The sequence below is a fragment of the Thermomonospora sp. CIF 1 genome, from assembly GCF_001896795.1.
Classification (GTDB): Bacteria; Actinomycetota; Actinomycetes; order Streptosporangiales; family Streptosporangiaceae; genus Thermomonospora; species Thermomonospora curvata.
On sequence record NZ_MOYN02000021.1, the window covers coordinates 289,381 to 315,529 of the forward strand.

At 74.0% G+C, this 26,149-nt stretch carries 23 protein-coding genes; 8 read left to right on the top strand and 15 right to left on the bottom strand.

The features are described from left to right. Nucleotides 1-8 precede the first annotated feature (8 nt). The 11 genes from aroQ to BUE48_RS14620 form a co-directional block, all read right to left on the bottom strand. Nucleotides 9-458 carry a type II 3-dehydroquinate dehydratase gene (aroQ, locus tag BUE48_RS14570; RefSeq protein ID WP_012853276.1) on the bottom strand — a complete coding sequence of 150 codons (450 nt, stop codon included), beginning with the start codon at nucleotides 456-458 and terminating at the stop codon, nucleotides 9-11. After that, nucleotides 455-1,531, bottom strand: a complete 1,077-nt coding sequence (gene aroB, locus BUE48_RS14575; RefSeq protein ID WP_012853277.1) for a 3-dehydroquinate synthase — start codon at nucleotides 1,529-1,531, stop codon at nucleotides 455-457. Before aroB ends, aroQ begins: the two co-directional genes overlap by 4 nt. Next, a complete protein-coding gene (locus tag BUE48_RS14580) occupies nucleotides 1,528-2,043 on the bottom strand; it encodes a shikimate kinase (protein ID WP_012853278.1) in 516 nt (171 codons plus the stop codon). Before BUE48_RS14580 ends, aroB begins: the two co-directional genes overlap by 4 nt. Before the next feature lie 11 nt (nucleotides 2,044-2,054). Next, complete coding sequence (gene aroC / locus BUE48_RS14585; protein WP_012853279.1) at nucleotides 2,055-3,233, bottom strand: chorismate synthase; 1,179 nt, start codon at nucleotides 3,231-3,233, stop codon at nucleotides 2,055-2,057. Nucleotides 3,234-3,302: 69 nt separating this feature from the next. After that, nucleotides 3,303-4,085, bottom strand: coding sequence for a prepilin peptidase (locus BUE48_RS14590; RefSeq protein WP_012853280.1), 783 nt, complete (start codon nucleotides 4,083-4,085; stop codon nucleotides 3,303-3,305). Nucleotides 4,086-4,095: 10 nt separating this feature from the next. Beyond that, nucleotides 4,096-4,827, bottom strand: coding sequence for an SseB family protein (locus tag BUE48_RS14595; RefSeq protein WP_041439779.1), 732 nt, complete (start codon nucleotides 4,825-4,827; stop codon nucleotides 4,096-4,098). 119 nt (nucleotides 4,828-4,946) lie between these two features. After that, nucleotides 4,947-6,110: a pyridoxal phosphate-dependent aminotransferase gene (locus BUE48_RS14600; RefSeq protein WP_012853282.1), complete on the bottom strand. Its 1,164-nt coding sequence runs from the start codon at nucleotides 6,108-6,110 to the stop codon at nucleotides 4,947-4,949. A 49-nt stretch (nucleotides 6,111-6,159) separates the two neighbouring features. Next, nucleotides 6,160-6,765, bottom strand: a complete 606-nt coding sequence (locus tag BUE48_RS14605; protein ID WP_012853283.1) for a response regulator transcription factor — start codon at nucleotides 6,763-6,765, stop codon at nucleotides 6,160-6,162. Then, the gene (locus BUE48_RS14610) at nucleotides 6,762-7,979 is read right to left on the bottom strand and encodes a sensor histidine kinase (protein WP_012853284.1); all 1,218 of its coding nucleotides are present in this window, start codon (nucleotides 7,977-7,979) and stop codon (nucleotides 6,762-6,764) included. Before BUE48_RS14610 ends, BUE48_RS14605 begins: the two co-directional genes overlap by 4 nt. 36 nt (nucleotides 7,980-8,015) lie before the next feature. Next, entirely contained in the window at nucleotides 8,016-8,855 is an 840-nt protein-coding gene (locus BUE48_RS14615) for an ABC transporter permease (RefSeq protein ID WP_012853285.1), read from the bottom strand. Then, the gene (locus BUE48_RS14620; protein ID WP_286990139.1) at nucleotides 8,852-9,796 is read right to left on the bottom strand and encodes an ABC transporter ATP-binding protein; all 945 of its coding nucleotides are present in this window, start codon (nucleotides 9,794-9,796) and stop codon (nucleotides 8,852-8,854) included. The genes BUE48_RS14615 and BUE48_RS14620 overlap by 4 nt, the downstream gene beginning before the upstream one ends. A 103-nt stretch (nucleotides 9,797-9,899) precedes the next feature. On the opposite strand from BUE48_RS14620, the gene BUE48_RS14625 reads away from it, so the two are divergent. Continuing rightward, on the top strand, nucleotides 9,900-10,691 hold the full coding sequence (locus BUE48_RS14625) for a carbon-nitrogen hydrolase family protein (RefSeq protein ID WP_286990140.1): 792 nt from the start codon (nucleotides 9,900-9,902) through the stop codon (nucleotides 10,689-10,691). On the opposite strand, the gene BUE48_RS14630 is transcribed toward BUE48_RS14625, so the two are convergent. Further along, nucleotides 10,685-12,082 (bottom strand): FAD-binding oxidoreductase, encoded by a 1,398-nt coding sequence (locus BUE48_RS14630; protein WP_286990141.1) that lies wholly within the window; start codon nucleotides 12,080-12,082, stop codon nucleotides 10,685-10,687. The genes BUE48_RS14625 and BUE48_RS14630 overlap by 7 nt on opposite strands. A gap of 220 nt (nucleotides 12,083-12,302) precedes the next feature. Here BUE48_RS14630 and BUE48_RS14635 point away from each other — a divergent pair, with 220 nt between their 5' ends. The 3 genes from BUE48_RS14635 to BUE48_RS14645 are packed head-to-tail and all read left to right on the top strand — an operon-like array spanning nucleotide 12,303 to nucleotide 14,487. Then, complete coding sequence (locus tag BUE48_RS14635; protein WP_041441900.1) at nucleotides 12,303-12,677, top strand: FKBP-type peptidyl-prolyl cis-trans isomerase; 375 nt, start codon at nucleotides 12,303-12,305, stop codon at nucleotides 12,675-12,677. Nucleotides 12,678-12,697: 20 nt separating this feature from the next. Next, the gene (locus BUE48_RS14640; RefSeq protein WP_012853290.1) at nucleotides 12,698-13,657 is read left to right on the top strand and encodes an ABC transporter ATP-binding protein; all 960 of its coding nucleotides are present in this window, start codon (nucleotides 12,698-12,700) and stop codon (nucleotides 13,655-13,657) included. Next, nucleotides 13,654-14,487: an ABC transporter permease subunit gene (locus BUE48_RS14645; RefSeq protein WP_012853291.1), complete on the top strand. Its 834-nt coding sequence runs from the start codon at nucleotides 13,654-13,656 to the stop codon at nucleotides 14,485-14,487. Before BUE48_RS14640 ends, BUE48_RS14645 begins: the two co-directional genes overlap by 4 nt. 73 nt (nucleotides 14,488-14,560) lie before the next feature. Here the strand turns inward: BUE48_RS14645 and BUE48_RS14650 are convergent, their stop codons facing one another. Next, complete coding sequence (locus BUE48_RS14650) at nucleotides 14,561-17,089, bottom strand: ATP-dependent Clp protease ATP-binding subunit (protein ID WP_012853292.1); 2,529 nt, start codon at nucleotides 17,087-17,089, stop codon at nucleotides 14,561-14,563. Between the two features lie 281 nt (nucleotides 17,090-17,370). Between BUE48_RS14650 and BUE48_RS14655 the strand changes: the two genes are divergently transcribed. Next, nucleotides 17,371-18,228, top strand: a complete 858-nt coding sequence (locus BUE48_RS14655) for a polysaccharide deacetylase family protein (RefSeq protein WP_012853293.1) — start codon at nucleotides 17,371-17,373, stop codon at nucleotides 18,226-18,228. Nucleotides 18,229-18,558: 330 nt separating this feature from the next. Here the strand turns inward: BUE48_RS14655 and BUE48_RS14660 are convergent, their stop codons facing one another. Both BUE48_RS14660 and BUE48_RS14665 read right to left on the bottom strand, forming a co-directional pair. Next, the gene (locus tag BUE48_RS14660) at nucleotides 18,559-20,037 is read right to left on the bottom strand and encodes a uracil-xanthine permease family protein (protein ID WP_286990142.1); all 1,479 of its coding nucleotides are present in this window, start codon (nucleotides 20,035-20,037) and stop codon (nucleotides 18,559-18,561) included. Between the two features lie 216 nt (nucleotides 20,038-20,253). After that, nucleotides 20,254-21,972, bottom strand: a complete 1,719-nt coding sequence (locus tag BUE48_RS14665) for a PucR family transcriptional regulator (RefSeq protein WP_286990143.1) — start codon at nucleotides 21,970-21,972, stop codon at nucleotides 20,254-20,256. A 175-nt stretch (nucleotides 21,973-22,147) separates the two neighbouring features. Between BUE48_RS14665 and BUE48_RS14670 the strand changes: the two genes are divergently transcribed. The 3 genes from BUE48_RS14670 (at nucleotide 22,148) to BUE48_RS14680 (ending at nucleotide 26,089) form a co-directional block, all read left to right on the top strand. After that, nucleotides 22,148-23,143 (top strand): oxamate carbamoyltransferase subunit AllH family protein, encoded by a 996-nt coding sequence (locus BUE48_RS14670; protein ID WP_012853296.1) that lies wholly within the window; start codon nucleotides 22,148-22,150, stop codon nucleotides 23,141-23,143. A 220-nt stretch (nucleotides 23,144-23,363) separates the two neighbouring features. Continuing rightward, nucleotides 23,364-24,806, top strand: coding sequence for an AllF/FdrA family protein (locus BUE48_RS14675; RefSeq protein ID WP_286990144.1), 1,443 nt, complete (start codon nucleotides 23,364-23,366; stop codon nucleotides 24,804-24,806). Further along, nucleotides 24,803-26,089, top strand: a complete 1,287-nt coding sequence (locus tag BUE48_RS14680) for a YlbE family protein (protein WP_012853298.1) — start codon at nucleotides 24,803-24,805, stop codon at nucleotides 26,087-26,089. Before BUE48_RS14675 ends, BUE48_RS14680 begins: the two co-directional genes overlap by 4 nt. Nucleotides 26,090-26,149: the final 60 nt, after the last annotated feature.

The following is a 26,149-nucleotide window of genomic DNA, read 5'->3' on the forward strand; positions in this document are numbered from 1 at the left end:
GAGCTTACTCAGCGGGCCTCTTCCCTGGCCAGCATCTCGGCGACGGCCTGCAGCGCCAGGACATAGGAGTACAGGCCGAAACCGGCGATGGTGCCGTCGGCGACGCCGGCGACCACGGAGTTGTGGCGGAACTCCTCACGGGCGGCCGGGTTGGAGATGTGCACCTCCACCAGCGGCGCGGTGCGCTGGGCCAGGGCGTCGCGCAGCGCATAGGAGTAGTGGGTGAAGGCCGCCGGGTTGATCACGATCGGCAGCCGGGAGTCGGCCGCCTCGTGCACCCACCTGATCATCTCGGCCTCGTCGTCGGTCTGCCGCACATCGACGTGCAGGCTCAGCCGGCGGCCGGTCTCCCGGCACAACGCCTCCAGGTCCGCGAACGTCTGCACGCCGTACACATCCGGCTCGCGGGTGCCGAGACGACGCAGGTTGGGACCGTTGAGCACCAGGACGTGTCTCACTCGGCGATCTCCTTGTAGGCGGCGGCCAGCAGTTCGTCGGCGGGGCCCTCCAGGCGGCCGGGGCGGGCCAGGCCGTCCAGCACCACCAGGCGCAGCGTGGCGCCCCGCGCCTTCTTGTCCACCCGCATGCCCTCGCGCAGCGCGGGCCAGGCGTCGGCCCGGTAACCGGTCGGCAGCCCCACGGAGGTCAAGACCGTGCGGTGCCGCTCGACGGTCGCCGCATCCAGCCGCCCGGTCAGACGGGCCAGCTCGGCGGCGTAGACCATGCCGATGGCGACCGCATGGCCGTGCCGGAAGCGGTAGTCCTCGGCCTTCTCGATGGCGTGTCCCAAGGTGTGGCCGTAGTTGAGGATCTCCCGCAGCCCGCTTTCGCGCAGGTCGGCCGAGACGACCTCGGCCTTGACGCGCACGGCCCGCTCGACCAGCTCGCGGGTGTGCGTCCCGGTGGGCGAGGCGGCGCCGGCCGGGTCGGCCTCCACCAGCTCCAGGATCTTCGGGTCGGCGATGAACCCGGCCTTGATGACCTCGGCCAGGCCGCTGATGTAGTCCTGGTGCGGCATGGTCGCCAGCGCCGACAGCTCGCACAACACCCCGGAGGGGGGGTGGAAGGCGCCCACCAGGTTCTTGCCCTCGGCGATGTTGATGCCGGTCTTGCCGCCGACCGCGGCGTCCACCATGCCCAGCAGGGTGGTGGGGACGAGCACCGCCCGCACGCCGCGCAGCCAGGAGGCGGCGGCGAACCCGGCCAGGTCGGTGGTGGCGCCGCCGCCGACGCCGACGACCGCATCGCTGCGGGTGACGCCCAGGCGGGCGAAGTCCGACCACAGCCCGGCCAGCACGCCGATCTCCTTGGCGGCCTCGCCGCTGGGAACCGGCAGCGGGCATGCGGTGTAGCCGGCCTCCTCCAGCGCCTTGCACACCGGCCCGGCGATCTCCGGCAGGGCCTCATCGTGCACCACGGCGACGGTGCGGACCTTCTCCCCCAGCAGGCCGGGCAGCTCCTCCAGCACGCCGGTGCCGATGACGACCTCATAGGGGCTTTCGCCGCGCACGGTGATCCTGGTGGCGCTCACGGGGCCTCCTCGGTCAGCGCGGCGGCCAGCTCGTCGACGACCTCGGCCGTCTCGCGGCCGTCGGTGTCCACGGTGATCGTCGCCAGCCGCTCATAGATCGGCCGCCGCTGCTCCATCAGCTTGCGCAACTGGCTGCGCGGGTTGAGCACCAGCAGCGGGCGGGCCGCGCCCAGCCCGACGCGCTTGACCGCCTCCGACAGCCCCACCTGCAGGTAGACCACGGTGTGGCCGGCCAGCAGCCGCTGGGTCCCCGCATCGAGGATCGCGCCGCCGCCCAGCGCCAGCACGCCCTCGTGCTCGGCCAGCGCGGCGGCCACCGCCTCCCGTTCCAGGGCGCGGAAGCGCTCCTCGCCGTCGTCGATGAAGATCTCGCTGATCGGCTTGCCCGCCGTGGCCTCCACATCGGCGTCGGTGTCGCGGAACGCCGCGCCGAGCCGGTCGGCCAGCGCCCGGCCGACCGTGGTCTTGCCCGAGCCCGGCGGGCCGATGAGCACGGCCCGAGGTCGCTTCATGAGGTCGCTTCCTACTTGATGATCAGCGAGGACAGGTAGCCCTGGGCGTTGCGGGCGGTCTCCTCCACCGAGTCGCCGCCGAACTTCTCCAGCGCGGCGTCGGCCAGCACCAGCGCCACCATCGCCTCGGCGACCACCCCGGCGGCCGGCACCGCGGTCACGTCGCTGCGCTGGTTGATGGCCTTGGCCGGCTCGCGGGTGGTCACGTCCACGGTGTCCAGGGCGCGCGGCACGGTGGAGATCGGCTTCATCGCCGCCCGCACCCGCAGCACCTCGCCGGTGGTCATGCCGCCCTCCACGCCTCCGGCGCGGTTGGTGCGGCGGCGCAGCCCGTCGGGCCCGTCCTCGATCTCGTCGTGGGCGCGGGAGCCGGGACGGCGGGCGGTGGCGAAGCCGTCGCCGATCTCCACGCCCTTGATGGCCTGGATGCCCATCAGCGCGCCGGCCAGCCGGGCGTCCAGCCTGCGGTCCCAGTGGACGTGGCTGCCCAGGCCCGGGGGCAGGCCGTAGGCCAGCACCTCCACCACCCCGCCGATGGTGTCGCCGGCCTTGCGCAGCGCATCGATGTGGGCCACCATCTCGGCGCTGGTCTCGGCGTCGAAGCAGCGCACCGGGTCGGCGTCGATCGCCGGCAGGTCGGCCGGGGTGGGCTGCAGCCCCTCGGGGGCGGTCACCTCGCCCAGCGCCACCACGTGGCTGAGCACCTCCACGCCCAGCGCCTGCCGCAGGAACGCCTTGGCGACCGCGCCGAGCGCCACCCGCGCGGCGGTCTCGCGTGCGCTGGCCCGTTCCAGCACCGGGCGGGCGTCGTCGAAGCCGTACTTTTGCATGCCGACCAGGTCGGCGTGCCCGGGGCGGGGCCGGGTCAGCGGCGCGTTGCGCGCCTGGCCGGCCAGCACCTGCGGGTCCACCGGGTCGGCGGCCATCACCGTCTCCCACTTGGGCCACTCGGTGTTGCCGACCTCGATGGCCACCGGGCCGCCCAGGGTGCGGCCGTGCCGGATGCCCCCGGTGATCGTGACCTCGTCCTGTTCGAACTTCATCCGGGCGCCCCGCCCGTGCCCCAGCCGGCGGCGGCGCAGCTCCTCGGCGATGTCGCCCGAGGTCACCTGCACGCCCGCCGGAAGCCCTTCGACGATCGCGACGAGGGCCGGGCCATGCGACTCCCCCGCGGTCAACCAGCGCAGCATGGGCACGATCCTATTGGAGTCCGCGGCCCGGCCCGTGCGGTGCGGCCGCCGCGTCCCGGCGGGCCCGGCTCAACCGGCCGAGGCGGGGGCGTAGACCAGCACCGCCAGCAGGGCACCGGCGATCATGAACGGGCCGTAGGGGAGCTGGGTGCGCCGCCCCGCGCCGCCGGTGGCCAGCAGCGCCAGCGCGTAGGGGAGGAAGATCACATGGCCGGCCATGGCGCCGACGATGACCGCGCCGGGGCCGAGCCAGCCCAGGTGCAGGCCGCAGATCCCGGCCAGCTTGACGTCCCCGAAGCCGAGCCGGCCGGGCAGCAGGAACCATTGGGCCGCATACAGCAGCCACAGCGCCCCCATGCAGATCAGGGCCTGCAGGTAGCGGGCGCCGCCGTCGGCGGTGAACGGCGCGGCCGCGCCCAGCAGCGCGATGCCGACCGGGTAGGACGGCAGCGTCAGCGGGTCGGGCAGCCGTTTGGTCTCCGCGTCGATGATCGCCAAGGCGGTGGCGGCGGTGCCGAACCAGGCGAAGGCCGCCAGTTCCGGGCGCGCTCCGATCCGCCAGGCCAGCGCGGTGACCACCGCCGCCGCCAGCGCGGCGGTCAGCGCGGGGCGGCGCGTCAGCGGGGCCGCCCACCGCCGTCCCAGGGCCGGCTCGGCGGGGTCGGGCACGCGGACCCGGCCGTCCCGCCAGGCGGCGAGCAGCAGGCAGGCCAGCGCGGCCGCCTCCGGGCGCGGGCCGAAATGCCGGGCCGTCAGGCCCAGCGCCGCCACGGCCAGCGCGGGAACGCCGAGGGGGAGAAGGCGTTCACGCCGCCTGCGGGCCGGCGCCCTGAGCGGGTGGGCCGTGTCCATGCCCGCCGCGTCAGTCCAGGGAGCCGCGGCTGACGGTCAGCTCGACGCCGCCGACGATCCGGCCGCGCAGCAGCTCGGCGAGCCGGTCGGAGACCCGCTGGATGGTGGCGCGCTCATCGTGGCCGGGGGCGATTCCGCAGCGGATGGCCAGCTCGGCCGACCGGCCGCGGCCGACCCGCACCCCGCAGACCCCCTGCTCGCCGCCGAAGGCGGCGTTGACGGCGGCCAGCACCTCGGGGTCCTCGTGCGGCGGCGGGATGGCCTGCCCCTCGGCGAGCAGGTGCAGCCGCAGCCCGTCCACCGCGAACGGCACGGGCCCGGCCACATCGACCACCAGGGCGTGGGCGTTGTGCTCCAGGGCGGAGCGGCAGGCGTCCTGGGCGCGGACGGGAACGGGCCGGGCGTCGGCGCGCCACTTCTGCAGCGACTCCAGCGAGGTGAAGCCCAGGTAGCCGCGCCGCCCGTCCTCGCCGATGAGGGTGGGCGTGGCCATCGCGGCGCCGTGGTCGTGGTGATCGTGGTCGTGGTCATGGTCGTGGTGCGACCGGCAGCCGGCCTGGTGCCGCTGTTCGGGCGGGAGGGGGACCACCGGCAGCAGCAGGCGGGCCTCGGAAAGCTGCTGGAGCACGGTGTGCTCGCTCACCCGTCCTGCGGCGTACTCGGCGAGCGCGTCCCGCAGTCCGGGATGGGCGCTGCCGTCGTCGTCGGGGAACTGGGGCTGGTTAAGCGTCGGTGCGGCCACGGCAGAGAGCGTATACGGGATCCGCCGCAACCGAGGGTCGTTGCAAAAACACCCTCCGCGTTCGGGCGCGCCTCTGCCCGACGGCGGTCTTCGGGCGGCTCGTCCTTGCGGACGTTCCTTCAGCGCAGCGCGGACAGGCGGCGGACCGCCTCGTCGATGACGTGGTCCTGCTTGCAGAAGGCGAAGCGCAGAAAGTGCGCCCCGGCCTCGGGATGGTCGTAGAAGACCTGGCTGGGCACGGCCACCACCCCGGCCTTGTGCGGCAGGGCGCGGGCCAGCTCCATGCCGTCGGTAAAGCCCAGCGGGCGGATGTCGGCCTGCACGAAGTAGGTGCCCTGCGGCCGGTAGACGGTGAAGCCGGCCGCCTCCAGCCCGGCGATCAGCCGGTCCCGCTTGGCCTGCAGCGCATCGCGCAGCCCGGCCACCCACTCCCGCTGGCTGGTCAGCGCGTAGGCCACCGCCCGCTGCCAGGGCGCCGCGGCGGCGTAGGTCAGGAACTGCTTGACGGTCTGCACGGCCCGCACGTGCGGGGCCGGCCCGGTGACCCAGCCGGTCTTCCAGCCGGTGACCGAGAAGGTCTTGCCCGCCGAAGAGATCGCCACGGTGCGTTCCCGCATGCCCTCCAGGCAGGCCAGCGGCACGTGCTCGACGCCGTCGAAGGTGAGGTACTCGTAGACCTCGTCGGTGACGGCGATCAGGTCGTGCTCGCGGCACAGGGCGGCGATGACCTCCAGCTCGGCGCGGGTGAAGACGGTGCCGGTGGGGTTGTGCGGGGAGTTGACCAGGATCAGCCGGGTGCGGGGGCCGACCGCGCCGCGCAGCTCGTCGGGGTCGAAGGTGAAGCGGCCGCCGGCCGGCCGCAGCGTGACCGGCCGCCGCACCGCCCCGGCCAGCGCGATCATGGCGGTGTAGGAGTCGTAGTAGGGCTCGAACACCACCACCTCGTCGCCGGGCCCGGCCAGCGCCAGGATCGCCGCGGCGATGCCCTCGGTGGCGCCCACGGTCACCAGCACCTCGCCGTCGGGGTCGTAGTGCAGCCCGTACCGCTCGGCGCGCTGGGCGGCCACGGCCCGCCGCAGCTCGGGGACGCCGGGGCCGGGCGGGTACTGGTTGTCGCCCTCGGCGATCGCCTGCGCGGCGTGCTCCAGCATCTGCGGCGGGCCGCCGGTGTCCGGGAAGCCCTGGCCCAGATTGATGGCGCCCGTCCGCACGGCCAGGTCGGTCATCTCGGCGAAGATCGTGGTCCCGAACGCCCGCATGCGCTCGACCAGCGGTTCGGTCATGCCGCCACACTAACGGCGGCCGCACCGGCGGGAGCGCCGGTGCGGCCGGCTAGATCCAGCCCATCTCCTCGGCGGTGCGGACGGCCGCCAGGCGGTTGGGGGCGTCGAGCTTGGTCATGGCGCTGGACAGGTAGTTGCGGACGGTGCCCTGCGACAGGTGGAGGGCCTCGGCGATGCCGGGGGCCTCCATGCCCCGGCCGATCAGGCGGAGGATCTGCCGTTCCCGTTCGGTCAGGGGGTTGTCGCCGGCGGCCATGGCGGAGGCGGCCAGTTCGGCGTCCAGGTAGCGGCCGCCGGCGTGCACCTTGCGGACGGCGGCGGCCAGGTCTTCGGCGGGGGCGTCCTTGGCGATGAAGCCGCGGACCCCGGCGGCCATGGCGCGGCGCAGGTAGCCGGGGCGGCCCAGGCTGGTCAGGATGCACACCGCGCAGCGGGCGCCGGTCTCGCGCAGCTGCTCGGCGACGGTCAGGCCGTCGGCGCCGGGCATGTCGATGTCCAGCACCGCCACGTCCGGGTCGTGTTCGCGCACCGCCGCCAGGACCTGGTCGCCGCGGCCGATCTCGGCGACCACCTCCAGGTCCGGCTGCAGGTTCAGCAGCGCCGCCACCGCGCCGCGGATCAGGTGCTCGTCGTCGGCCAGCAGGATCTTGATCACGCCACGCTCCGCAGCGGCTCGTCGTCGGCGGCCGGCTCGCCCGGCAGCGGGACGGTGGCGCGCAGCAGGAACCGTCCCGCCTCGATGTGCTCGGCGGTCAGCGTGCCGCCGACGGTGGCCAGCCGTTCGGTCAGTCCGGTCAGCCCGGTGCCGGAGTCTCCCGACGCCGGGCGGGCGCCGTCGTTGATCATCTCCAGCACCACCGCGTCGTCGGCGCGGCTCAGCGTGATGTCGCAGCGCCGCGCGTCGCTGTGCTTGAGGACGTTGGTGGCCCCTTCGCGGACCACCCAGGCCAGCACCGTGCCGACCTGCGGGGGCAGCCCGTCCAGGTGCCGCGGCACGCTGCAGCGCACCCCGGCGGCCTCCAGCACCGCGCGCACGCCGGCGACCTCGGCGTCCAGCTCGACCTGCCGGTAGCCGCGCACCGCCGCGCGGACCTCGCGCAGGGCGTCGCGGGCGGCCTGCCGCACATCGGCCATCTCCGCCTTGGCGCGGGCGGGGTCGGCCTCGGCCATCCGGATGGCCAGCTCGCTTTTGACGGCGATCAGCGACAGGCTGTGGCCCAGCAGGTCGTGCAGGTCGCGGGCGAAGCGCAGGCGTTCTTCGGTGACCGCCAGCCGCGCCTGCGCCTCGCGGGCGGCGTGCGCCTCCTGCATCACCTCCCACAGCCACTTCTGCGCCATGTTGCCCGTCACCGTCACCCCGCAGGTCACGGTGAACAGCACGAACATCGTCGGCCACATGTACCAGTGGGCCCGCTCCCCGGCCTCGATCACCGTGTAGGTGGCCATCACGGCGCCGGTGCCCGCGCAGACGGCGGCGATGCGGCGGACGCCGGGCAGGCACAGCACCGCGCCCGAGGCCCAGACCGGGCCGACCGCGATCCACAGGTGGCTTTCGAAGATCATCAAGCTGAGCACGGCGGCCAGCGCCCCGCTGAGCACCAGCTCCCGCACCGGGGTGCGGCCGGCCAGCCCGGCCCGCACCAGCCGGGTGTACAGCGCCCCGAAGAACCCCAGTCCGGCCAGCGCCGCCAGCGCCACCGGCGGCGCGATCGTCTCCTCGACGTACTGCCTGCCCACGTCCATGCCGAGGATCACGGCGAGGATCACCGCCACCGTCGCGAAGGTGCCCTCGGTGAGACGGCGGGCCTTCTCCAGGCGCCGGGACGCCCGTTCGGCGATGTCGGCCGACGTGCCGTTGATAGTGGTCACCTGCCCGACCTCCTGATCGTGCCCAGAGTAGATCCTTCAGCCGTGCCGGGGTTCCCAGCGGAACCAGCGCCGGGCCGCCCAGAGGCTCAGCCCGATCCAGGCGGCCAGCACCGCCAGGGCGGGCAGGCAGGTCGCCCAGGTCTCCAGCGCGCCCAGTTCCGCGTGGTCGCCGGTCACGGTGTAGTCGCGGCCGAGGTAGGCGGTGCGGACGATCTCCACCACCGGGGTCAGCGGCGTCAGCTGGGCGGCGCGCTGCCAGCCCTCCGGCAGCCCCTCCAGCGGGATCATGAAGCCGGAGGCGGCCATGCTCACCAGCAGCACCGGCAGCACGGTCAGCTGGGCCAGCTCGGCGGTGGGGGTCAGCCCGGAGACGGCCATGCCCAGCAGCGCGAACACCGCCGCGCCGGCCAGCATGCCCACCCCCATCAGCAGCGGGTCGGCCGGCAGCCCGCCGCCCAGCTCGGTGGCGATGATCACCACGATGACGGCGGCCTGCGCCAGGTACAGCAGGGTGGCGCTGAGGATGCTGCCGCCCAGGATCTGGGCGTCCGTCAGCGGGCCGCCGCGCAGCCGTTTGAGGGTCAGCTCCTCGCGGCGGGCGGTGAAGACGTTGAGCAGGTTCATGAACACCGCGGGGACCAGGAAGAAGGCCACATCCCCGGTGGCGGTCCACAGCACCGCGTCGATCCCGCCGCTGGTGTGGCCGTTGCCGTTGGAGACCAGCAGCATCACGGCGAAGAAGGCCGGCAGGCCGACGACGCCGAACAGGGCGGTGCGGTTGCGCCACAGCAGCAGCAGGTCCAGCCGCGCCAGACGCAGCACGCGTGCGGCGCCCGCCGCGCGGGCGGGCGGGACGAGCGTCTCGGTGGGGTTCATCGACGCGCCTCCTCTGCGGCCGGCCGCCCGGCGATCCGCAGGAAGACGTCCTCCAGGGACGCGCTGCGCACCTGCAGCCCGGCCAGTTCCAGCCGCCGGTCGGCGGCCCAGTTCAGCAGTTCGCGCAGCGATTGCTGCAGCAGCGGCCCGGGGAGCGTGTAGGTCGCCGCCGGCCCGCCTCCGGTGGCCGTGATGCGGGGCGGGTCGCCGCCCAGGCGCGGCAGTTCGGCCACGGCCACCTGGGCGGGGACGCGGAAGCTGATCCGGTCGCCGCTGCCGGCCAGCACCTGCGCCACGGTTCCCGACAGCTCCACCCGGCCCCGGTGCATGATCGCCAGCCGGTCGGCCAGCTGCTCGGCCTCCTCCAGGTAGTGGGTGGTCAGCAGCACACCGACCCCCTCGGCGGCCAGGTCGCGGATGATCTGCCAGGTGGCGCGGCGGGACTGGGGGTCCATGCCGGTGGTGGGCTCATCCAGGAACAGCACCCTGGGGCGCCCGGCGATCGCCAGCGCCAGTTCCAGCCGGCGTTTCTGCCCGCCCGACAGCTGCCGGGCCCGCACCGCGGCCTGCCCGGCCAGCCCGACCCGCTCCAGCAGCCGGTCGCGGGGACGGGCGCCGGGGATCAGGTCGCACCACAGATCGAGGGTCTCGGCGACGGTCAGCTCCGGGAACAGCCCGCTCTCCTGCAGCATGACGCCCATCTGGCCGCCGATCCGCCGGCGTTCGCGGTGGGGGTCGCGCCCGAGCACCCGGACGGTGCCCGCGTGGGCGGGCCGGAAGCCCTCGACGGTCTCCATCGTGGTGGTCTTGCCGGCGCCGTTGGTGCCCAGCAGCGCGAACACCTCCCCGGCGGACACCTCGAACGACACCCCGCGCACGGCCTCGAAGTCCCCGTAGCGCTGGTGCAGCCCGGCCACCTCGACGACTTTGTCGCTTTCCATGCCTCGATGGTCTTTTGGCCGGCGGCGGTCCGGTAGTCGCCGCCGTCACCGGTTCGGGCCGCGCCTGTCAGGCCGGCGGCATGACAGCTGTCATGCTGGAGGCATGCGCGTGGCACTGTGTCAGATCCCGGTCGGCGACGACCCCGCAGAGAACCTGGAGCAGGTCCGCCGGGCGCTGGCCCGGGCGGAGGGCGCCGACCTGGCGGTGTTCCCCGAGGCGGTGCCGGTGCGGTTCGGCAACGACCTGACGGCGGTGGCCGAGCCGCTGGAGCGGGGGTTCGCCGGCGAGCTGCGGAAACTGGCGCGCGAGCACGGCACCGCGCTGATCGCCGGGGTGTTCGAGCCGGCCGGCGACGGGCGGGTCTACAACACCGCGGTGGCCATCGACGCCTCCGGACGGCCGGTCGGCGCCTACCGCAAGATCCACCTGTTCGACGCGTTCGGGGACCGGGAGTCGGCGCGGGTGGCGCCCGGCGACGCCCCGGTGGTGGTGGAGCTGGCCGGTGCCCGGATCGGCCTGATCACCTGCTATGACGTGCGTTTCCCCGAGCTGGCGCGGGCGCTGGTGGACCGGGGGGCGCAGGTGCTGGTGATCATCGCGGCCTGGGCGCAGGGGGTGTTCAAGGAGGAGCACTGGACCACGCTGGTGCGGGCCCGGGCGATCGAGAACACCACCTGGGTGGTGGCCGTGGACAAGGCCCCCGACCGCACCCGGCCGCCGGAGGGCGGCCCGGGCGGGGTGGGACGCAGCATGCTGATCGACCCGATGGGCACGGTGGTGGCCGATCTGGGCCCGTTCCCGGCGGTGCGGGTGGCGGAGATCGACCAGGAGGTGACCGAGCGGGTCCGCCGCATCCTGCCGTCCCTGCAGCACCGCCGTCCCGACGCCTACTGAGGCGCCGGGCGGATGTTGGGGTTGAGGCGGAAGAGGTTGCCGGGGTCGTAGCGGCGTTTCAGCTCCGCGAGGCGCGCAAGGTTGACGCCGAAGGAGTCGCGCACCATCCGGTCGTGGTCTTCCAGCAGGCCGGGGAAGTTCAGGTAGTCCGCGCCGGTGGTGAACGGGGCGACCGCGTCATAGACCCGGCGGGCCCATCGGATGCAGGCGCCGTCGCGTTCGGGGTCCTCCCAGTTGGCCTCGATGCCGAGCAGGAACGGCGCCGACCGGTCGCCGAAGGCGGTGGCCTGCGGCCCCGGGCGGGCGAACGCCCCGCCCAGCTGCCAGACGTCCAGGGTGGAGTGCGGGGAGGGACTGGCCTCGTTCAGCTCGACCAGTACGTCGATCAGCTCGTCCGGCAGGCCGCCGAGGTAACGCGACTTCCAGTAGTAGCGCATCACGTGCGCCGGGTAGTCCTCGTCGAAGAACCGCTGGACCTCCAGGTACGGCTTGGGGCCGGACAGGTCGGCGATCGGGGAGCCGATGTCGCGCAGGGGACGCAGCGCCGCCTCGCCGTGGGCCGGGTCGCCGCTGTGCATGGCCGCGAACGTCACGACCGGCCTGCCGTGGTGCTCGGCGGGGATGGCCTCGTCCGCCGGGGCGTGCCACAGGATCGCAAAGGCGCTGATCTCCTCGGGGGCGTCGGCCGCCCACTCCCGGTAGGCGCGCAGCAGCCGGCGGGCCTGGGCTCCCGGGTGGATGAGGTTGGCGAAGTACACCTGGGGGCCGACCGGGTGGGCGCGGAATTCGAACGAGGTGACGACGCCGAAGTTGCCCCCGCCGCCCCGCAGCGCCCACAGCAGGTCCCGGTGCCGCTCGGAGTCGGTGGACACCACCCGCCCGTCCGCGGTCACCACGTCCGCCGAGATCAGGTTGTCGCAGCTGAGGCCGTATTCGCGGCGCAGCCAGCCCAGCCCGCCGCCCAAGGTCAGCCCGGCGATCCCGGTCTCGGTCACCACCCCCATCGGCACGGCCAGCCCGAACACCTGGGTCTCATGGTCCAGGTCGCCGATGGTGACGCCGCCTTCGGCGCGCACGGTCCGCGCGGCGGGGTTCACATGCACTCCCCGCATCGGCGACAGGTCGATCACCAGCCCGTCGTCGCAGGTCGCGCCGCCGGCCACGTTGTGGCCGCCGCCGCGCACGGCCACCGGCAGGCCGTGCCGCCGGGCGAAGCGCACCGCCTCGATGACGTCGCTGGTCCCCTCGCAGCGCACGATGAAGGCCGGGCGCCGGTCGATCATGCCGTTCCAGACCGCGCGGGCCCGGTCGTAGTCGGCGTCCGGCGGGCGGACGACCCGGCCCCTCAGCCGGGGCGCCAGGCGCTGGGTCACGTCCTGGATCGCAGTCATGTCGTATCCCCCGATCCGGCATCGATGCCGTGGGCGGAACCTACCCGGATCGGACACCGGTAACGCGACCGAAAAAACGTCTGAAAACACCGGCCGGGGCACGTCGCTCACGGCCGCTCCCGGCCGCCGGGCGCCGCCACCGGGTTTCGGGGGCATGGGGCGACTGCCACTAGGCTGGCGGCGGCCGATGACCGATCACGACGAAGGCGGGAGCCTGGCGATGGCGCTTGAACGACCCGAGATCGACTTTCCCGAGGGTGCTCCGCCGAGCTACCTCGACATCACCGACATCACCGTCGGCGACGGGCCGGAGGCCGTCAAGGGCTCCAACGTCACCGTGCACTACGTGGGCGTGGCCTACTCCACCGGCGAGGAGTTCGACGCCTCCTGGAACCGTGGCGAGCCGTTCGAATTCCCGCTGGGCGCCGGGCGCGTCATCAAGGGCTGGGACATGGGCGTGGCCGGGATGCGGGTCGGCGGCCGGCGCAAGCTGGTGATCCCGCCGCACCTGGCCTACGGCAACCGCGGCGCGGGCCGGGCGATCCGCCCGGGCGAGACGTTGATCTTCGTGGTGGATCTGCTGGCGGTGAACTGATCCCCGCGGGAAAGCAGGAGATGATCGAGGCACGAGGACTGACCAAGCGCTACGGCGCCAAGGTCGCCGTCGACCACGCCGACTTCACCGTCCGGCCCGGCAAGGTGACCGGGTTCCTGGGGCCCAACGGGGCGGGCAAGTCCACCACGATGCGGCTGATCCTGGGCCTGGACCGCCCCACCGAGGGCGAGGTGACCGTCAACGGGCGCAGCTACCGGGAGCTGCCGGCCCCGCTGCGCGAGGTCGGGGCGCTGCTGGAGGCCAGGGCGGCGCACGGCGGCCGCAGCGCCTACAACCACCTGTGGTGCCTGGCCCGCAGCAACGGCATCCCGCGCCGCCGGGTCGATGAGGTGCTGGAGCTGGTGGGGCTGGCGGCGGTGGCCAAAAAGCCGGTGCGGGGGTTCTCGCTGGGCATGAGCCAGCGGCTGGGCATCGCCGCGGCGCTGCTGGGCGACCCGGGGGTGCTGATGTTCGACGAGCCGGTCAACGGCCTGGACCCCGAGGGCATCGTGTGGATCCGCACGCTGATGCGGCAACTGGCCGCAGAGGGCCGCACCGTGTTCGTCTCCAGCCACCTGATGAGCGAGATGGCGCTGACCGCCGACCACCTGGTGGTGATCGGCAAGGGCCGGATCCTGGCCGACACCTCGATGCGGGAGTTCATCGACGCCAACGCCACCAGCCATGTGCGGGTGCGCTCGCCGCACCTGGACCGGCTGGCCCCGTTGCTGGCCGAAAAGGGCTGGCGGGTGGAAGACGACTCCGAGGGGGCGGTGCGGGTGTACGGGGCCACCGCCGAGCAGATCGGCGACCTGGCCGGGGAGGCCGGGCTGTGGCTGCACGAACTGACCGGGGTGCAGGCGTCACTGGAGGATGCGTTCATGCGGCTCACCGGAGAGGCCGTGGAGTATCACGCGGGCGCACCGGCCGTCCCGCATCAGGCGCAGGCGGCCGAGCCGCTGCCGGGAGGCGGCAGGTGACCGCCGTCGAGCCCGGCGGCGGGATCGGGCGCGAGCGCACGGTCCCGGCGCGCGGGGCCGCCTTCGGCCGGGTGCTGGCCGCCGAGTGGACGAAGATCATCACCGTGCCCTCCACGTTCTGGACGCTGCTGGCGGGCGTGGTGGTGTCGGTCGGGCTGTCGGTGCTGATCTCGCTGGCCTACACCTCCTCCTATGAGCAGCTTCCCGAATACGACCGGCAGGCCTTCGATGTCGCCTCCTTCAGCCTGGTGGGCCTGAACTTCGGCATGGTGGCCTTCGGGGTGCTGGGCGTGCTGGTGATCACCGGGGAGTACGCCACCGGCATGATCCGCACCGCGCTGACCGCGGTGCCGCGCCGCGTGCAGTACCTGGCCGCCAAGGCGCTGGTGCTGGCCGGGGTGGTGCTGGCGGTGGGGCTGGTGGTGTCGTTCGCCTCCTTCTTCCTGTCCCAGCTGATCTACCGGACCAAGGGCCTGGACGGCTCGCTGGGCGACCCGGGGGTGCTGCGCGCGGTGGTGGGCGGCGCGGTCTACCTGACGCTGATCGCGCTGATCTCGCTGGCGGTGGGCGTGCTGCTGCGGCACACCGCCGGGGCGGTCACCACCGTGCTGGGCGTGCTGTTCGTGCTGCCGATCATCGGGGCGTTCCTGCCCGGCGAGTGGGGCGATGACGTCGCCAAGCTGCTGCCGTCGAACGCCGGCGGGATGCTCATGACGGCCAAGGAGGCGCCGGATTCGCTCTCGCCGCTGGCCGGCGGCGCGGTGTTCGCGCTGTACACCGCGATCGCGCTGGCGGCGGCGTTCGTCTCCTTCACCCGGCGCGACGCCTGAGCGCCGCCTGAACGGCGTGCAAAGAGCCCGGCGATGCGCCGGGCTCTTTGCGCGTGCGGCCCCGGGCCGGCGGTCAGGAGGGCCTGGCGGCGGCGATCTGCCGGGCGGCGGTCACCTGCAGATCCAGCGCGTCGCCGCGGACGCTGACCACCACGTGCTGGCCGGGGTGCAGCCTGCCGTCCAGCAGCATGTTCGACAGCGGGTTGTCCAGTTCCCGCTGGATGGTGCGGCGCAGCGGGCGGGCGCCGTACTCCGGCTGGTAGCCCTTGCGGGCCAGCCAGCCGATCGCCTCGGGGGTGAACTGCACGGTGACGTCCTGGGCGTGCAGCCGGCGGCGGGTCTCCTCCAGCAGCAGCTCGGTGATCTGGCGCAGCTGCTCGGGCTCCAGCCGGCGGAAGACGATGATCTCGTCGATCCGGTTGAGGAACTCCGGGCGGAACGCCTCGCGCAGCCGCCCCATCACCCGCTCGCGCACCGCCGAGTCCACCCCGTCGCCGCCGTCGGGGGTGAACCCCAGCGACACCGTGCCGCCGATCACGTCCGAGCCGAGATTGCTGGTCATGATCACCACGGTGTTGCGGAAGTCGACGGTGCGGCCCTGGGCGTCGGTGAGCCGGCCGTCGTCCAGCAGCTGCAGCAGCACGTTGAACACATCCGGGTGGGCCTTTTCGATCTCGTCCAGCAGCAGCACCGAGTACGGGCGGCGGCGCACCGCCTCGGTGAGCTGCCCGGCCTCCTCATAGCCGAGGTAGCCGGGCGGCGCGCCGGTCAGCCGGCTGACGGTGTGGGGCTCTTGGAACTCGCTCATGTCGAGCCGGACCATGCGGTCCTGGCTGCCGAACAGCGCCTCGGCCAGCGTGCGGGCCAGTTCGGTCTTGCCCACCCCGGTCGGGCCCAGGAACAGGAAGCTGCCGATGGGGCGGTTCGGGTCGCCCATCCCCACCCGGGAGCGGCGCACCGCCTCGGCGACCGCGGCCACCGCCTCGTCCTGCCCGATCACCCGCCGCTGCAGCTGCCCTTCCAGCCCCAGCAGGCGCTCGCGCTCTTCCTGGGTGAGGCGGGAGACCGGGATGCCGCTGCTGCGGGAGACCACCTCGGCGATGTCCTCGACGGTCACCTCGGGCACCGCCGCGGCGCCGGCGGGGTGCGGCAGCCCGTCCCGGCGCCGCTCCAGCTCATTGAGCTGCTCGCGCAGCTTCTTGGCGCGGTCGTAGTTCTCCTCGGCGACGGCCTGGTCCTTTTCCCGGCGCACCTGTTCGATCTGCCGGTCCAGGTCCCGCACGTCCCGGCCGGGCGTCCGGGTGCGCAGCCGCACCCGCGCACCGGCGTGGTCGATCAAATCGATGGCCTTGTCGGGCAGGAACCGGTCGGTCAGGTAGCGGTCGGCCAGCTCCACCGCGGCCACCAGCGCCTCGTCGCTGAAGCGGACCTGGTGGTGGGCCTCGTAGCGGTCGCGCAGGCCGCGCAGGATCTCCACGCTGTCCTCCACCGACGGCTCGGGCACCAAGATGGGCTGGAAGCGGCGTTCGAAGGCGGGGTCCTTTTCGATGTGCTTGCGGTACTCGTCGATGGTGGTGGCGCCGATGACGTGCAGCTCGCCGCGGGCCAGCGGGGGTTTGAGCATGTTGCCGGCGGTCATCGCGCCCTCCCCGCCGCCGGCGGTCACCGCGGTGTGCAGCTCGTCGATGAAGATCACCAAATGCTCGGAGTTGTCGCGGATCTCATCGATCAGCTTGCGCAATCGCTCTTCGAAGTCGCCCCGGTAGCGGGTGCCGGCCACCACTCCCGACAGGTCGAGCTGGACCAGCCGCTTGCCGAGCAGGGGCTCGGGCACCTCGCCGTCGGCGATGCGCTGGGCGATGCCCTCGGCGATCGCGGTCTTGCCGACGCCCGGGTCGCCGATCAGCACCGGGTTGTTCTTGGTCCGCCGCGACAGCACCTCGATGGTCTGGACGATCTCCGACTCCCGGCCGATCACCGGGTCGATGCGGCCTTCGCGGGCCGCCTCGGTCAGGTCGCGGCCGAACTCCTCCAAGGTGGGGGTGTCGATGGCCGGGCGCGGCGTGGGCGGGGCCGCCGCATGCCCGCCGATGGCGGCCTCTTTGAGCGCCTCGGGGGTGATGTGCACCTCGCGCAGGATCCGTCCGGCCTCGGAGTCGGGGTTGACGGCCAGCGCGAACAGCACATGCTCGGGGCCGATGTAGGACGAGCCGACGGCACGGGAGATCTGGAAGGCGTCCAGCAGCGCCCGCTTGGCCGAGGGCGTCATCATCGGCGGGGTGTCGCGGGCCGGGCCGCGTTCGATGTGCCCCTCCACCCGGACGGCCAGCTCCTCCGGGTCGGTGCCGGCCCGGCTGAGCAGGTGCCGGGTGGCCTCCTGGCGGGTCACCGCCCACAGCAGATGGTCGGTGTCCAGATCCGAGCTGCCCCACTCGGCCGCCCGGGCGGCCGCGTCCCGGATGAGGTCGCGGCCCGGCTCGCTCATCAGCCGGGCGAGGTTGACGCGTTCCACCGCCCGGTGCACGCCGGCCGCGCCGAAGAACCGTGCGAGCAGTTCCTCGAAGGGGTCCTTGCCCTCCTGTTCCTGCCAGTCCCCGCCCATGACGTGACCTCCTCCCACGGCTCGGTTCCGGTCAGGTCGGGGCTCTACCCCGGCGGTCGGGGCGAAACCTCGCCGGCGCCGTGAGCGGACGCCCCCGGCGGTCTTGGCGGCCCGGCGTGGACGGCCAGGGATGTGTTCGGCAACGGCAAAGGATTCCTGAGCGAGTCGCGTGCCTTTGTCACGCTTCTGTGCGAACCTTCCAGCGCACGCTGTCCGTCAATGGATGAGGACGCCCGAAACCCGCTGCGGGCGGTCGGGTGCCGGTAAAGGAGGTCCCGTTCATGCGAGGGAAGACTCCCCTGGTCGCCTGCCTGGTCGCAGGCGTGCTGGGGGTCGGCGCGGGCATCTGGCCCGAAGTGCGCACCCATGCCGCCGCCAACACCGATCCCTCGATGCGGGGCGAGCTGTCGGCGATGCTGGCCGACCAGCAGTGGCAGCGGCCCAAGCCCGGCAGCTGGACCATCGAGCAGGCCGCCGACATCCCCCGGGGGCCGGTGCCGACGATCCGCCGGATCAACACCCAGGACAAGGTGGTGTTCCTCACCATCGACGATGGCTATGAGTACGACGCCGAGTTCGTCCGGCTGGTGCGCGAGCACCGGGTCCCGATCCTGACCTTTTTGACCTCCTCCTACATCAAGGGGCAGGGCCAGTACTTTTGGGCGATGCGCAACGCCGGGTCGCGCATGGAGAACCACTCGGTGACCCATCCGGCGCTCAACACCCTCCCGCTGGAGAGGCAGCGCAAGGAGATCTGCGACGCCTCCGACGCCATCGCCCGGCAGTACGGGCGGCGGCCGACGTTCCTGCGCCCGCCGTTCGGGGCGATGAACGCCCTCACCCAGCAGGCCGCCAAGGAGTGCGGCATCAAGCTGATCATGTTGTGGAACGTGGAGTTCTACAACGGCACCACCGGGCCCGGGGTGGGCTTCAACGGCTTCGCCCGCGGGGACGGCGGCGGCAAGCATTTCCGGCCCGGCGACATCGTGCTGATGCACTACCGCAAGGGCCTGGCCGGGCACCTCAAGATGATCTTGACGTGGATCAGGGAGCAGGGCTTCCGCCCCGCGGCGGTGGAGAACTACATCCCACGGTCCCTGGGCGGCAACGCCCCCGACTCCGCCACTCAGGTCAAGTGAACTTTCTCACCACGTGGCCCGAAGAGCCGGGGACGGGATCCCTCATGGCGTTCGGTGCCGTGACGTCCCCGCCCCGGCCTGCGAAGAGGGCCTGTTGAAAAGGGTTCGGTGACAAGCCCTGCCCCGGGCGCAAGGCCCGGGGCAGGGCCCGGCCGCAACGGCCGTGGGACGGCGCCGTGCAGTGAAGTTCGTTCAACACGTGCTCTCAGGCACCGGAGACGGGAGCCGGGGCGGTGTCCGAGGTCATGACATCGCAGGTCACGGCACCGTCCCCGCCCGCGGGAACGGCGTGTTGAAAAGGCCCAGCCGGGCGGCGGCTCCGGGAGCGCGCTAGGCGGGCCCTCCCTTCGGGTCCTCCCCCGCCTTCCCGCCGGTCTCCTCCTCGAGGGTGATCCGCTCAAAGCCGATCTCCCCGTAGGAGACCTCGTGCCCGCCGGTCCTGGCGGCGATGAACCGCAGCAGGTGGTAGCCGGCCAGCACCACGATGGTGCCCAGGGCGATGCCCTCCAGCGTGAAGTCGTCGCCGACGGGGTGGACGACCGGCCCGATGGCCAAGATGATGCCCGCGCCGATCGGCACCATGTTGACCGGGTCGGAGAAGTTCACCCGCGACTCCACCCAGATCTTGGCGCCCAGCAGGCCGATCATGCCGTAGAGGATCACGGTGACGCCGCCGAGCACGCCGCCGGGGGTGGCCGCGACCAGGGCGCCGAACTTCGGGCACAGCCCGAACAGGATCGCGATCAGCGCCGCCACGTAGTAGGCCGCCGTGGAGTAGACCCGGGTGGCCGCCATGACCCCGATGTTCTCGGCGTAGGTGGTGGTGGGCGAGCCGCCCACCGAGGTGGCGACCACGGTGGCGGCGCCGTCGGCGAAGATCGCCCGGCCGATCAGCGGGTCCACGTCCTCGCCGGTCATCTCGCCGACCGCCTTGACGTGCCCGGTGTTCTCGGCGATCAGCGCGATCACCGCCGGCAGCACCAGCAGGACCGCCGACAGCTTGAAGTCGGGGGCGTGCATGTCCGGCAGGCCGAACCAGGGGGCCTCCCCCACCGCCGACAGGTCCACCCGGTCGTGCGGGAAGGCGGTGGCCACGCAGTAGGGGCCCTCGACGGCGCAGGGGGCGCCGGAGGCGTCCCGCAGATTGGCGCCCGGCAGCACGGAGGTGACCTGGCCGAACCGGTCCAGCACCCAGGAGAGGACGAACCCGAAGACCAGGCCGAGCAGCACCGAGATCCGGCCGATGAACCCGCGGAAGGCCACCATGATCACGAATACGAACAGCATCGTGAGCAACGCCACCCACGGGTCCTGCGGCCAGTAGGTGTCGGCCACCACGAAGGCCAGCCCGAAGCCGATCAGCATCACCACCGCGCCGGTCACCGGCGGCGGGAACACCCGGTGGATGATCCGCGGGCCGAGGAAGTGGATCGCCAGCCCGGCCGCCGCCAGCACCACCCCGGCGATCAGAATCGCCCCGGTCACCCACGCGTCGGTGCGGGCGTCGTCCACCCCGGCCCGGATGGCCAGCGCCGCGCCCGCGAACGAGGCGCTGGTGCCCAGGTAGCTGGGGACCCTGCCCTGCACGATGAGCAGGAACAAGATCGTGGCGACCCCCGACATCATCACCGCCAGGTTCGGGTCCAACCCCATGACCAGGGGGAACACGAACGTCGCGCCGAACATGGCGATGACGTGCTGGGCGCCCAGCCCCACCGTGCGCGGCCAGCTCAGCCGCTCCCGCGGCCCGACCACCTCGCCCGGCGCGGGGCTGCGCCCGTCGCCGTGCACCTTCCAGCCGAATTCCATCGATCAATTCCCTCAAATCCCGGCGGAAGGGCCAGTCCCCCGTCCTGACCTGCCTTAGGCGGCCCTGCGCCGCCCAGGGGAAGATAGACGCGGCTCAGGCGGGCATCACCGGCGACACCTGCCAAAGAGAGCGCCCGTCCTTGGCGAACCCGCTGTGTCCCAGGCCACATCGGGGCCGGCAGGTCATGGCGGGATTCCCACCGGCGAGCGGCTTTTTCAGATCCCCTTCATGCGGAGCACGTGCAGCGCGAGGGTGAGATTCAGCCGCAGGTGGGCGTCCTCGGTGAAGGGGCCGAGCATGCGCTCCAGCTTGCCGATGCGGTAGCGCAGGGTGTTGTAGTGGAAGTGCAGCCGGCGGGCGGTCTCGGCGACGTTGAGATTGGTCTCCAGCAGCACCTGCAGGGTGCGGCGCAGATCGACCGCCTCCGGCTCGTCGTCGCAGGCCAGCTCGCCCAGCGTCTCCCGGACGAAGGCGTGCAGCTCCGCCGGGTCGGGGACCAGGCTCAGCAGCCGGTAGACGCCCAGCTGGTCGAAGTGGACGCGCGCCCCGGCGCCGTGCATCTGCCGGCCGACCCGCACCGCCTTGACGGCCTGCTCATAGGCCTCCGGCAGCCGGGAGGGGGAGGTCACCGTGCGGCTGATGCCGGTGGAGAAGGTGTGGCGCGCGCCATGCGGCTCGGAGAAGACCGCCGCCGCCTCCCGTACCAGCACCGCCGGGTCGGGGGCCGCGCCGCCCTCCTCCGGCGCGCCCACGACGGCGACCACCTCGTTGGCGAAACCCGCCACCGCGGCGTGCCGGTCGTGCCGGCGCACCACCGACGTCCAGGCCGCGGCGAGCCGTTCCTGCACCAGGCGCTCATCGGCGCCGCGGTCCCGGCGCCCGGCGCGGCCGCCGGTGCCGTCCGCCGCATCGTCCCGCCCGTCGAGCTCGGCGACCAGCACGGTCATCGGGCGGTCCAGGTCCCAGCCGAACCCCGAGCAGTGGGCGATCACCTGGTCGTCCTCGCCGGCCCGCCCGGCCAGCACGTCCCGCAGGAAGTCGGCGCGGTACTTGCTCTCCACGGCGGCGACCGCCTGCTGGTTGGTGATCAGCAGCGCCACCACGGTGGCGGCCCGTTCCAGGATGCCCACCACGTCGCTGGCGCGCAGCCCGCCGCCGGCGCCGTAGGCGACGATGCGGCCGTGGTCCAGGCCGCCGGCCAGCACCGGCACCATCAGGTGCTCGCCGTCGGTGACCGGGCCGGCCGGGTCGGCGGGGCCGTCCCACTCCAGCATGGCCCGCAGGTGCTCGTCGGGGCCGCAGCCGGCCAGCATCCGCCGCTCCCCGTCCATGGCGACCACCGCCACCTCCAGCAGGGCGGCGACCTCGTCGACCACCTCCTGCAGTCCGCCGCCGCTCAGCACGATCTGCACCAGCGCCCGGTGCACCTCCTCGGTGCGGGCCAGCACCGCCGCCTGCCGGTTGAGGATGTCGGTGAGGACCTGGTTGAGGATGTCGTCGAACCCCACGTCGGCGGGCAGCAGGATCAGCGGGAAGCCCAGCCGGTCGGCCTGCTCGATCATCCGCGGCGGCAGGGCGTCCAGGTAGCGGCCCAGTTTGATGCCCAGCGCCGACACCCCGCGCGCGTCCAGGTCGGCGACCAGGTTCTCCAGCGACTGGGGGGTGTGGCGCAGCGGATAGCCGGTGGTCAGCAGCAGCTCGTGCGGCTTGACCCAGGCCAGGATGTCGGGGACCTCCATGACGTTGAGGCGCTGCACGATACGCTCCAGTCCGGCGCGGCCGCCGATCAGGCGGGCCCCGGCCAGTGTGGACACGCCCAGCACCTCCCCCACCGACAGCCCGTAGGTCAGCGTGCCGGTACTGGCCAGCCGCAGTGCCGGAGGACCGAGGTCGGCGGTGGGATAAGCCCTGTCGGTGAGCTTGTCGGGGAGCATGTCGGGGGTCTCCTGCCATATGCGCGGACACCCCAGTCAGGGCAGGTCCGCAACCGTTCCGCGCCCAACCCTGACAAGAAACACGAAGCATGACAACCATCCTTGGCATGTTTCTCCATACGTCCGGACTAGGCCGGGGCCCTACGTTTCCAGAAAACAGACGTATGGAGGGCTTGTGACTGCCGTCATGCGCGAACCGGTCGCCCTGCCCACCCGGCGGCGACCCCGGCCCACGCTGGCGGGCGCGGCGCGATCCACCGCGTCCGTCCTCTCGGGTGATCCCCGGGCCGCCACCGGATCGGCCATCGCCGGTGCGGCCGCGATGGGCCTGCGCGAGTTGCTGGATTCCGCACGCCGTCCCGCCCGGGTCCTGGCCGTCTTCCCGGCGGCCGTCTACCTGGAGATGCGGACGGCCGCCGAACCGCGGGTGCTGGCCGTGGTGTGCAGCGACGCGGTGCGGCTGCCGAACGCGGTGGTGGTGCCCGTCGGCGGCCGGGACCGGCCGTTCCGCTCGATCCGCGAGGGCCAGGAGGCCTGGGTCGGCGACGGCCAGATCGAGGCCGGCGCGCTGCGGGTGCGCATCCGCCGCTGGTGGGACCCCGTTCCCGCGCTGGGCGGGGTGACCCCGGCCCGCCTCGCCCGGGGGATCGGCGAGCTGGAGGCCGCCGTCGCCGAGGGCCGGCTCGGCCTGGCCGGGCATCCCGACCCCGGCCTGCTGGCGGAGCGGTGCGCCACCGGCGACCTGGCCGACGCCGTGGAGATCGCCGAGCGCATCGTGGGGCTGGGCCCGGGGCTGACCCCCAGCGGCGACGATGTGCTGGCCGGGCTGCTGGTGGCGCTGCGCGCCCTGGGCGGCGCCGTGCCGCACGGCCGCACCGCGATCTGGCTGGCCGACTGGCTGGGCGCCGCGGTCACCGCCGACGCCGGCACCCGCACCACCGCGCTGGCCGCCACGCTGCTGCACTGCGCCGCCGCCGGCCAGGCCAGCGCCGAGGTCACCGCGGTGCTGCGCGGGGTCGGCGGGGCGGACCCGCTCGGCCCGGCCGTCCGCCGGCTGCTGGCCGTCGGCCACACCTCCGGCGCCGACCTGGCCTTCGGCCTGCTGGCCGGATGCCGCGCGGTGCTGGCCCTGTCCCTGGCCGCCGCGCAGGACCGGCGGGTCCCCGCATGAACGGGCCGAAGGCGCCCGGCGGCGATCCGGCGCAAAGCGCACGCCGCAAAGCCGCCGGAGCCACTGCGGCGGCCGGGCCGGGGAGCGCCCGCGGCGGCCGGGCACGCGTGCGAGGAGACCGGCCGCCGTGGCCCGGGGGATGCGCGCCGCCGGGCGCCGTGCGGCCCAGATCGTGGCCGGGTGCGCGGCGAGGTGCGCCGGAGGGAGGCGGGCCGACCGCATGAACTCCTGGGTCGAGGTTCAGTCCGGAAGGTATCGCGACTCGGTGACCCTGCTGCGGGTGAGCCGGGAGCTGGCCGGGCGTGAGGGGATCACGGCGGCGATGGTCGCGATGGCCACCGAGCCGAACCTCGACCTGCTTCGGCGGCGGGGTTTCGCCGTCCCCGAGGGGGCCGGGCCCGACGACCTGGTGGTGGCGATCCGGGGCGCCGATGAGGCGTCGGTGCGGGAGGCGCGGCGGGTTCTGGAAGGGCTGCTGGCCGACGACCCGGCGCCGGCCGCACGGCACGCGCCGCAGGACGACCCGCCCCGCACCACCGGGGCGGCCGCCCGGCTGCTGGCGGAGCCGGCCGGCGGGCTGGCGCTGGTGTCGGTGCCCGGCCGGTACGCCTTCATCGAGGCGATGGACGCGCTGAACGCCGGGCTGAACGTGATGGTGTGCAGCGGCGACGTCCCGCTGCACCAGGAGGTGGCGCTCAAGGAGGCCGCCGGGCGGCGGGGCCTGATCGTGATGGGGCCCGGCTGCGGCACGGCGGTGATCGGCGGGGCGGGGCTGGGGTTCGCCAACGCGGTGCGGCCCGGCCCGGTGAGCATCGTGGCCGCCTCCGGCACCGGCGCCCAGCAGGTGATGTGCCTGCTGGACGCCGCCGGGGTGGGGGTGCGCCATGTGCTGGGGGTCGGCGGCCGCGACCTGTCGGCCGAGGTCAGCGGGCGCTCCACGCTGGCGGCGCTGGCGGCGCTGGATGAGGACCCGGCCACCGAGCTGATCGCCGTGGTGGCGGGGCCGCCGGCGCCCCGGGTGGCCGATCTGGTCCACTCGGCGGCCCGCCGGCTGGACACCCCGGTGCACTTCGCCATGCTCGCCGAGGACTCGCCGGACCTGACCGCCGCCACCGAGCGGCTGCTGAGCGCCCTCGGCCGGAGGGTGCCGCGCTGGCCGTGCTGGCCCGCCGCCCGCCCCGCCGGGCCGGTGGCGCCGGGCGCGCTGCGCGGGCTGTTCACCGGCGGTGCGCTGCGTGCGGAGGCGGCGCTGATCGCCCGCCGGATGCTGGGGCCCGACCTGGCCTGCGGCGGGCACCGGCTGATCGACCTGGGCGCCGACGCCTGCGCCCGGGGCCGCGCCCACCCCATGATCGACCCGGCGCCGCGGCTGGAGCACCTGGCCGCCGCGGCCGCCGATCCGTCCTGCCGGGTGGTGCTGCTGGATGTGCTGCTGGGCCAGGGGGCCGACCCGGATCCGGCCGCGCTGCTGGCCCCGGCGATCGAGGCCGCCCTGGCCGGCCGCGACGACCTGCGGGTGGTGGTGTCGCTGTGCGGGACGCCGGCCGACCCGCAGGGCCTCGGCCGGCAGGCGGCGGCGCTGCAGTGGGCCGGGGCCGATGTGTTCGCCTCCAACGCCGCCGCGGCCCGCCATGCGGCCGCCCTGGCCGGGGGCGGGCGGTGAGCAGGCTGGGCGGGCTGCTGGGCCGGGAGCCGGTGGTGGTGGCGGTCGGGGCCCCGGCGCCGGCCGAGGCGCTGGAGCAGCGGGCCGTCGCGGTGCTGCGGGTGCGGTGGCGTCCCCCGCCCGCGGCGGCGGTGGAGGCGCTGAACGCGGTGCTCGGCGACCCCCGGCACGCCCAGGCCGACGCCACCGCGGCAGAGCGCCTGCTGGCGGCCCGGCCGCACCTGGTGGACGTGCGGCCCGCCGGGCAGGCGCTGGGGCTGGAGCCGGATGTGCTGCTGCACGCCGGCCCGCCGCTGGAGTGGGAGCGGGCCGCCGGGCCGATGCGGGGCGCGCTGATCGGCGCCGTGCTGCTGGAGGGCCTGGCCTCCTCCCCGGAGGAGGCCGAGCGGGCGCTGGCCTGCGGGGCGGTGCGCCTGGAGCCCTGCCACCGGCGTGCCGCGGTGGCGCCGATGGCGGGCGTGATCAGCGCCTCGATGTGGGTGCTCGTGGTCGAGGACGCCGCCGAGCGCCCGCCGCGCCGGGCCTGCTGCCCGCTCCTCGAGGGCCCGGGCGAGGCGCTGCGGCACGGGGCGTACGGCCCGCAGGTGATCGGGCGGCTGCGGTGGATGGGCGCGGTGCTGGGTCCGGTGCTGCGGCGGGCGCTGCGCCGGCACGGCCCGGTGGACCTGGTCGCGCTCGCCGCGCAGGCCCTGCAGATGGGCGATGAGCTGCATGCGCGCACCCGGGCGGCGACCTTGCTGCTGCTGGGAGAGCTGGCCGCCGACATCGCCGCCGCCGGTGCGCCGCCGCCCGATCTGGCCGCGGTGCTGCGTTTTCTCAGCGGCAACGACCATTTCTTTCTCGGTGCGGCGATGGCGGCGGCCAAGGTGAGCGCGGACGCGGCGCGCGGTGTGCCCGGCTCCGGCGCGGTGGTGGCCATGGCCTGCAACGGCACCGATTTCGGCGTCCAGCTCTCCGGTACCGGCGACCGCTGGTTCACCGGCCCGGCGGGGCCGCGGGAGGCCGCGTCCGGCATCGGCGACTCGGCGATCATGGAGACGGTCGGGCTGGGCGCCTTCGCACCGGCCGCCCGGCGGATGCGGCAGATCACGTTGGCCGAGCATCCGGTCTTCCGGGTGCCGCCGTCGCCGGCGGGCACCGCGACGGGCATCGACGTGACCCGGGTGGTGCGCACCGGGATCCTGCCGGTGATCGGCACCGCCCGGCCCGGCGCCGCCCCGTTCGAGCCGCCGCCGCAGGTGTTCGCCGACGCGCTGCGGGCGCTGGCCCGGCAGGTCCGCTGACCGGTGGGAACGTCCCCCTCCCCGGGGCGGGCCGGCGGTGCGCCGGGGCCTGTGGCCGGC

What these genes read in the sequence shown, in the direction of transcription:
- BUE48_RS14675 (WP_286990144.1), top strand. Translation starts at nt 23,364, where the DNA reads ATGAACTCCTGGGTCGAGGTTCAGTCCGGAAGGTATCGCGACTCGGTG.
- BUE48_RS14615 (WP_012853285.1), bottom strand. Translation starts at nt 8,855, where the DNA reads ATGAACCCCACCGAGACGCTCGTCCCGCCCGCCCGCGCGGCGGGCGCC.
- BUE48_RS14590 (WP_012853280.1), bottom strand. Translation starts at nt 4,085, where the DNA reads ATGGACACGGCCCACCCGCTCAGGGCGCCGGCCCGCAGGCGGCGTGAA.
- BUE48_RS14650 (WP_012853292.1), bottom strand. Translation starts at nt 17,089, where the DNA reads ATGGGCGGGGACTGGCAGGAACAGGAGGGCAAGGACCCCTTCGAGGAA.
- BUE48_RS14640 (WP_012853290.1), top strand. Translation starts at nt 12,698, where the DNA reads ATGATCGAGGCACGAGGACTGACCAAGCGCTACGGCGCCAAGGTCGCC.
- BUE48_RS14665 (WP_286990143.1), bottom strand. Translation starts at nt 21,972, where the DNA reads ATGCTCCCCGACAAGCTCACCGACAGGGCTTATCCCACCGCCGACCTC.
- aroC (WP_012853279.1), bottom strand. Translation starts at nt 3,233, where the DNA reads ATGCTGCGCTGGTTGACCGCGGGGGAGTCGCATGGCCCGGCCCTCGTC.
- BUE48_RS14660 (WP_286990142.1), bottom strand. Translation starts at nt 20,037, where the DNA reads ATGGAATTCGGCTGGAAGGTGCACGGCGACGGGCGCAGCCCCGCGCCG.
- BUE48_RS14655 (WP_012853293.1), top strand. Translation starts at nt 17,371, where the DNA reads ATGCGAGGGAAGACTCCCCTGGTCGCCTGCCTGGTCGCAGGCGTGCTG.
- BUE48_RS14630 (WP_286990141.1), bottom strand. Translation starts at nt 12,082, where the DNA reads ATGACTGCGATCCAGGACGTGACCCAGCGCCTGGCGCCCCGGCTGAGG.
- BUE48_RS14625 (WP_286990140.1), top strand. Translation starts at nt 9,900, where the DNA reads ATGCGCGTGGCACTGTGTCAGATCCCGGTCGGCGACGACCCCGCAGAG.
- BUE48_RS14635 (WP_041441900.1), top strand. Translation starts at nt 12,303, where the DNA reads ATGGCGCTTGAACGACCCGAGATCGACTTTCCCGAGGGTGCTCCGCCG.
- BUE48_RS14580 (WP_012853278.1), bottom strand. Translation starts at nt 2,043, where the DNA reads ATGAAGCGACCTCGGGCCGTGCTCATCGGCCCGCCGGGCTCGGGCAAG.
- BUE48_RS14620 (WP_286990139.1), bottom strand. Translation starts at nt 9,796, where the DNA reads ATGGAAAGCGACAAAGTCGTCGAGGTGGCCGGGCTGCACCAGCGCTAC.
- BUE48_RS14600 (WP_012853282.1), bottom strand. Translation starts at nt 6,110, where the DNA reads ATGACCGAACCGCTGGTCGAGCGCATGCGGGCGTTCGGGACCACGATC.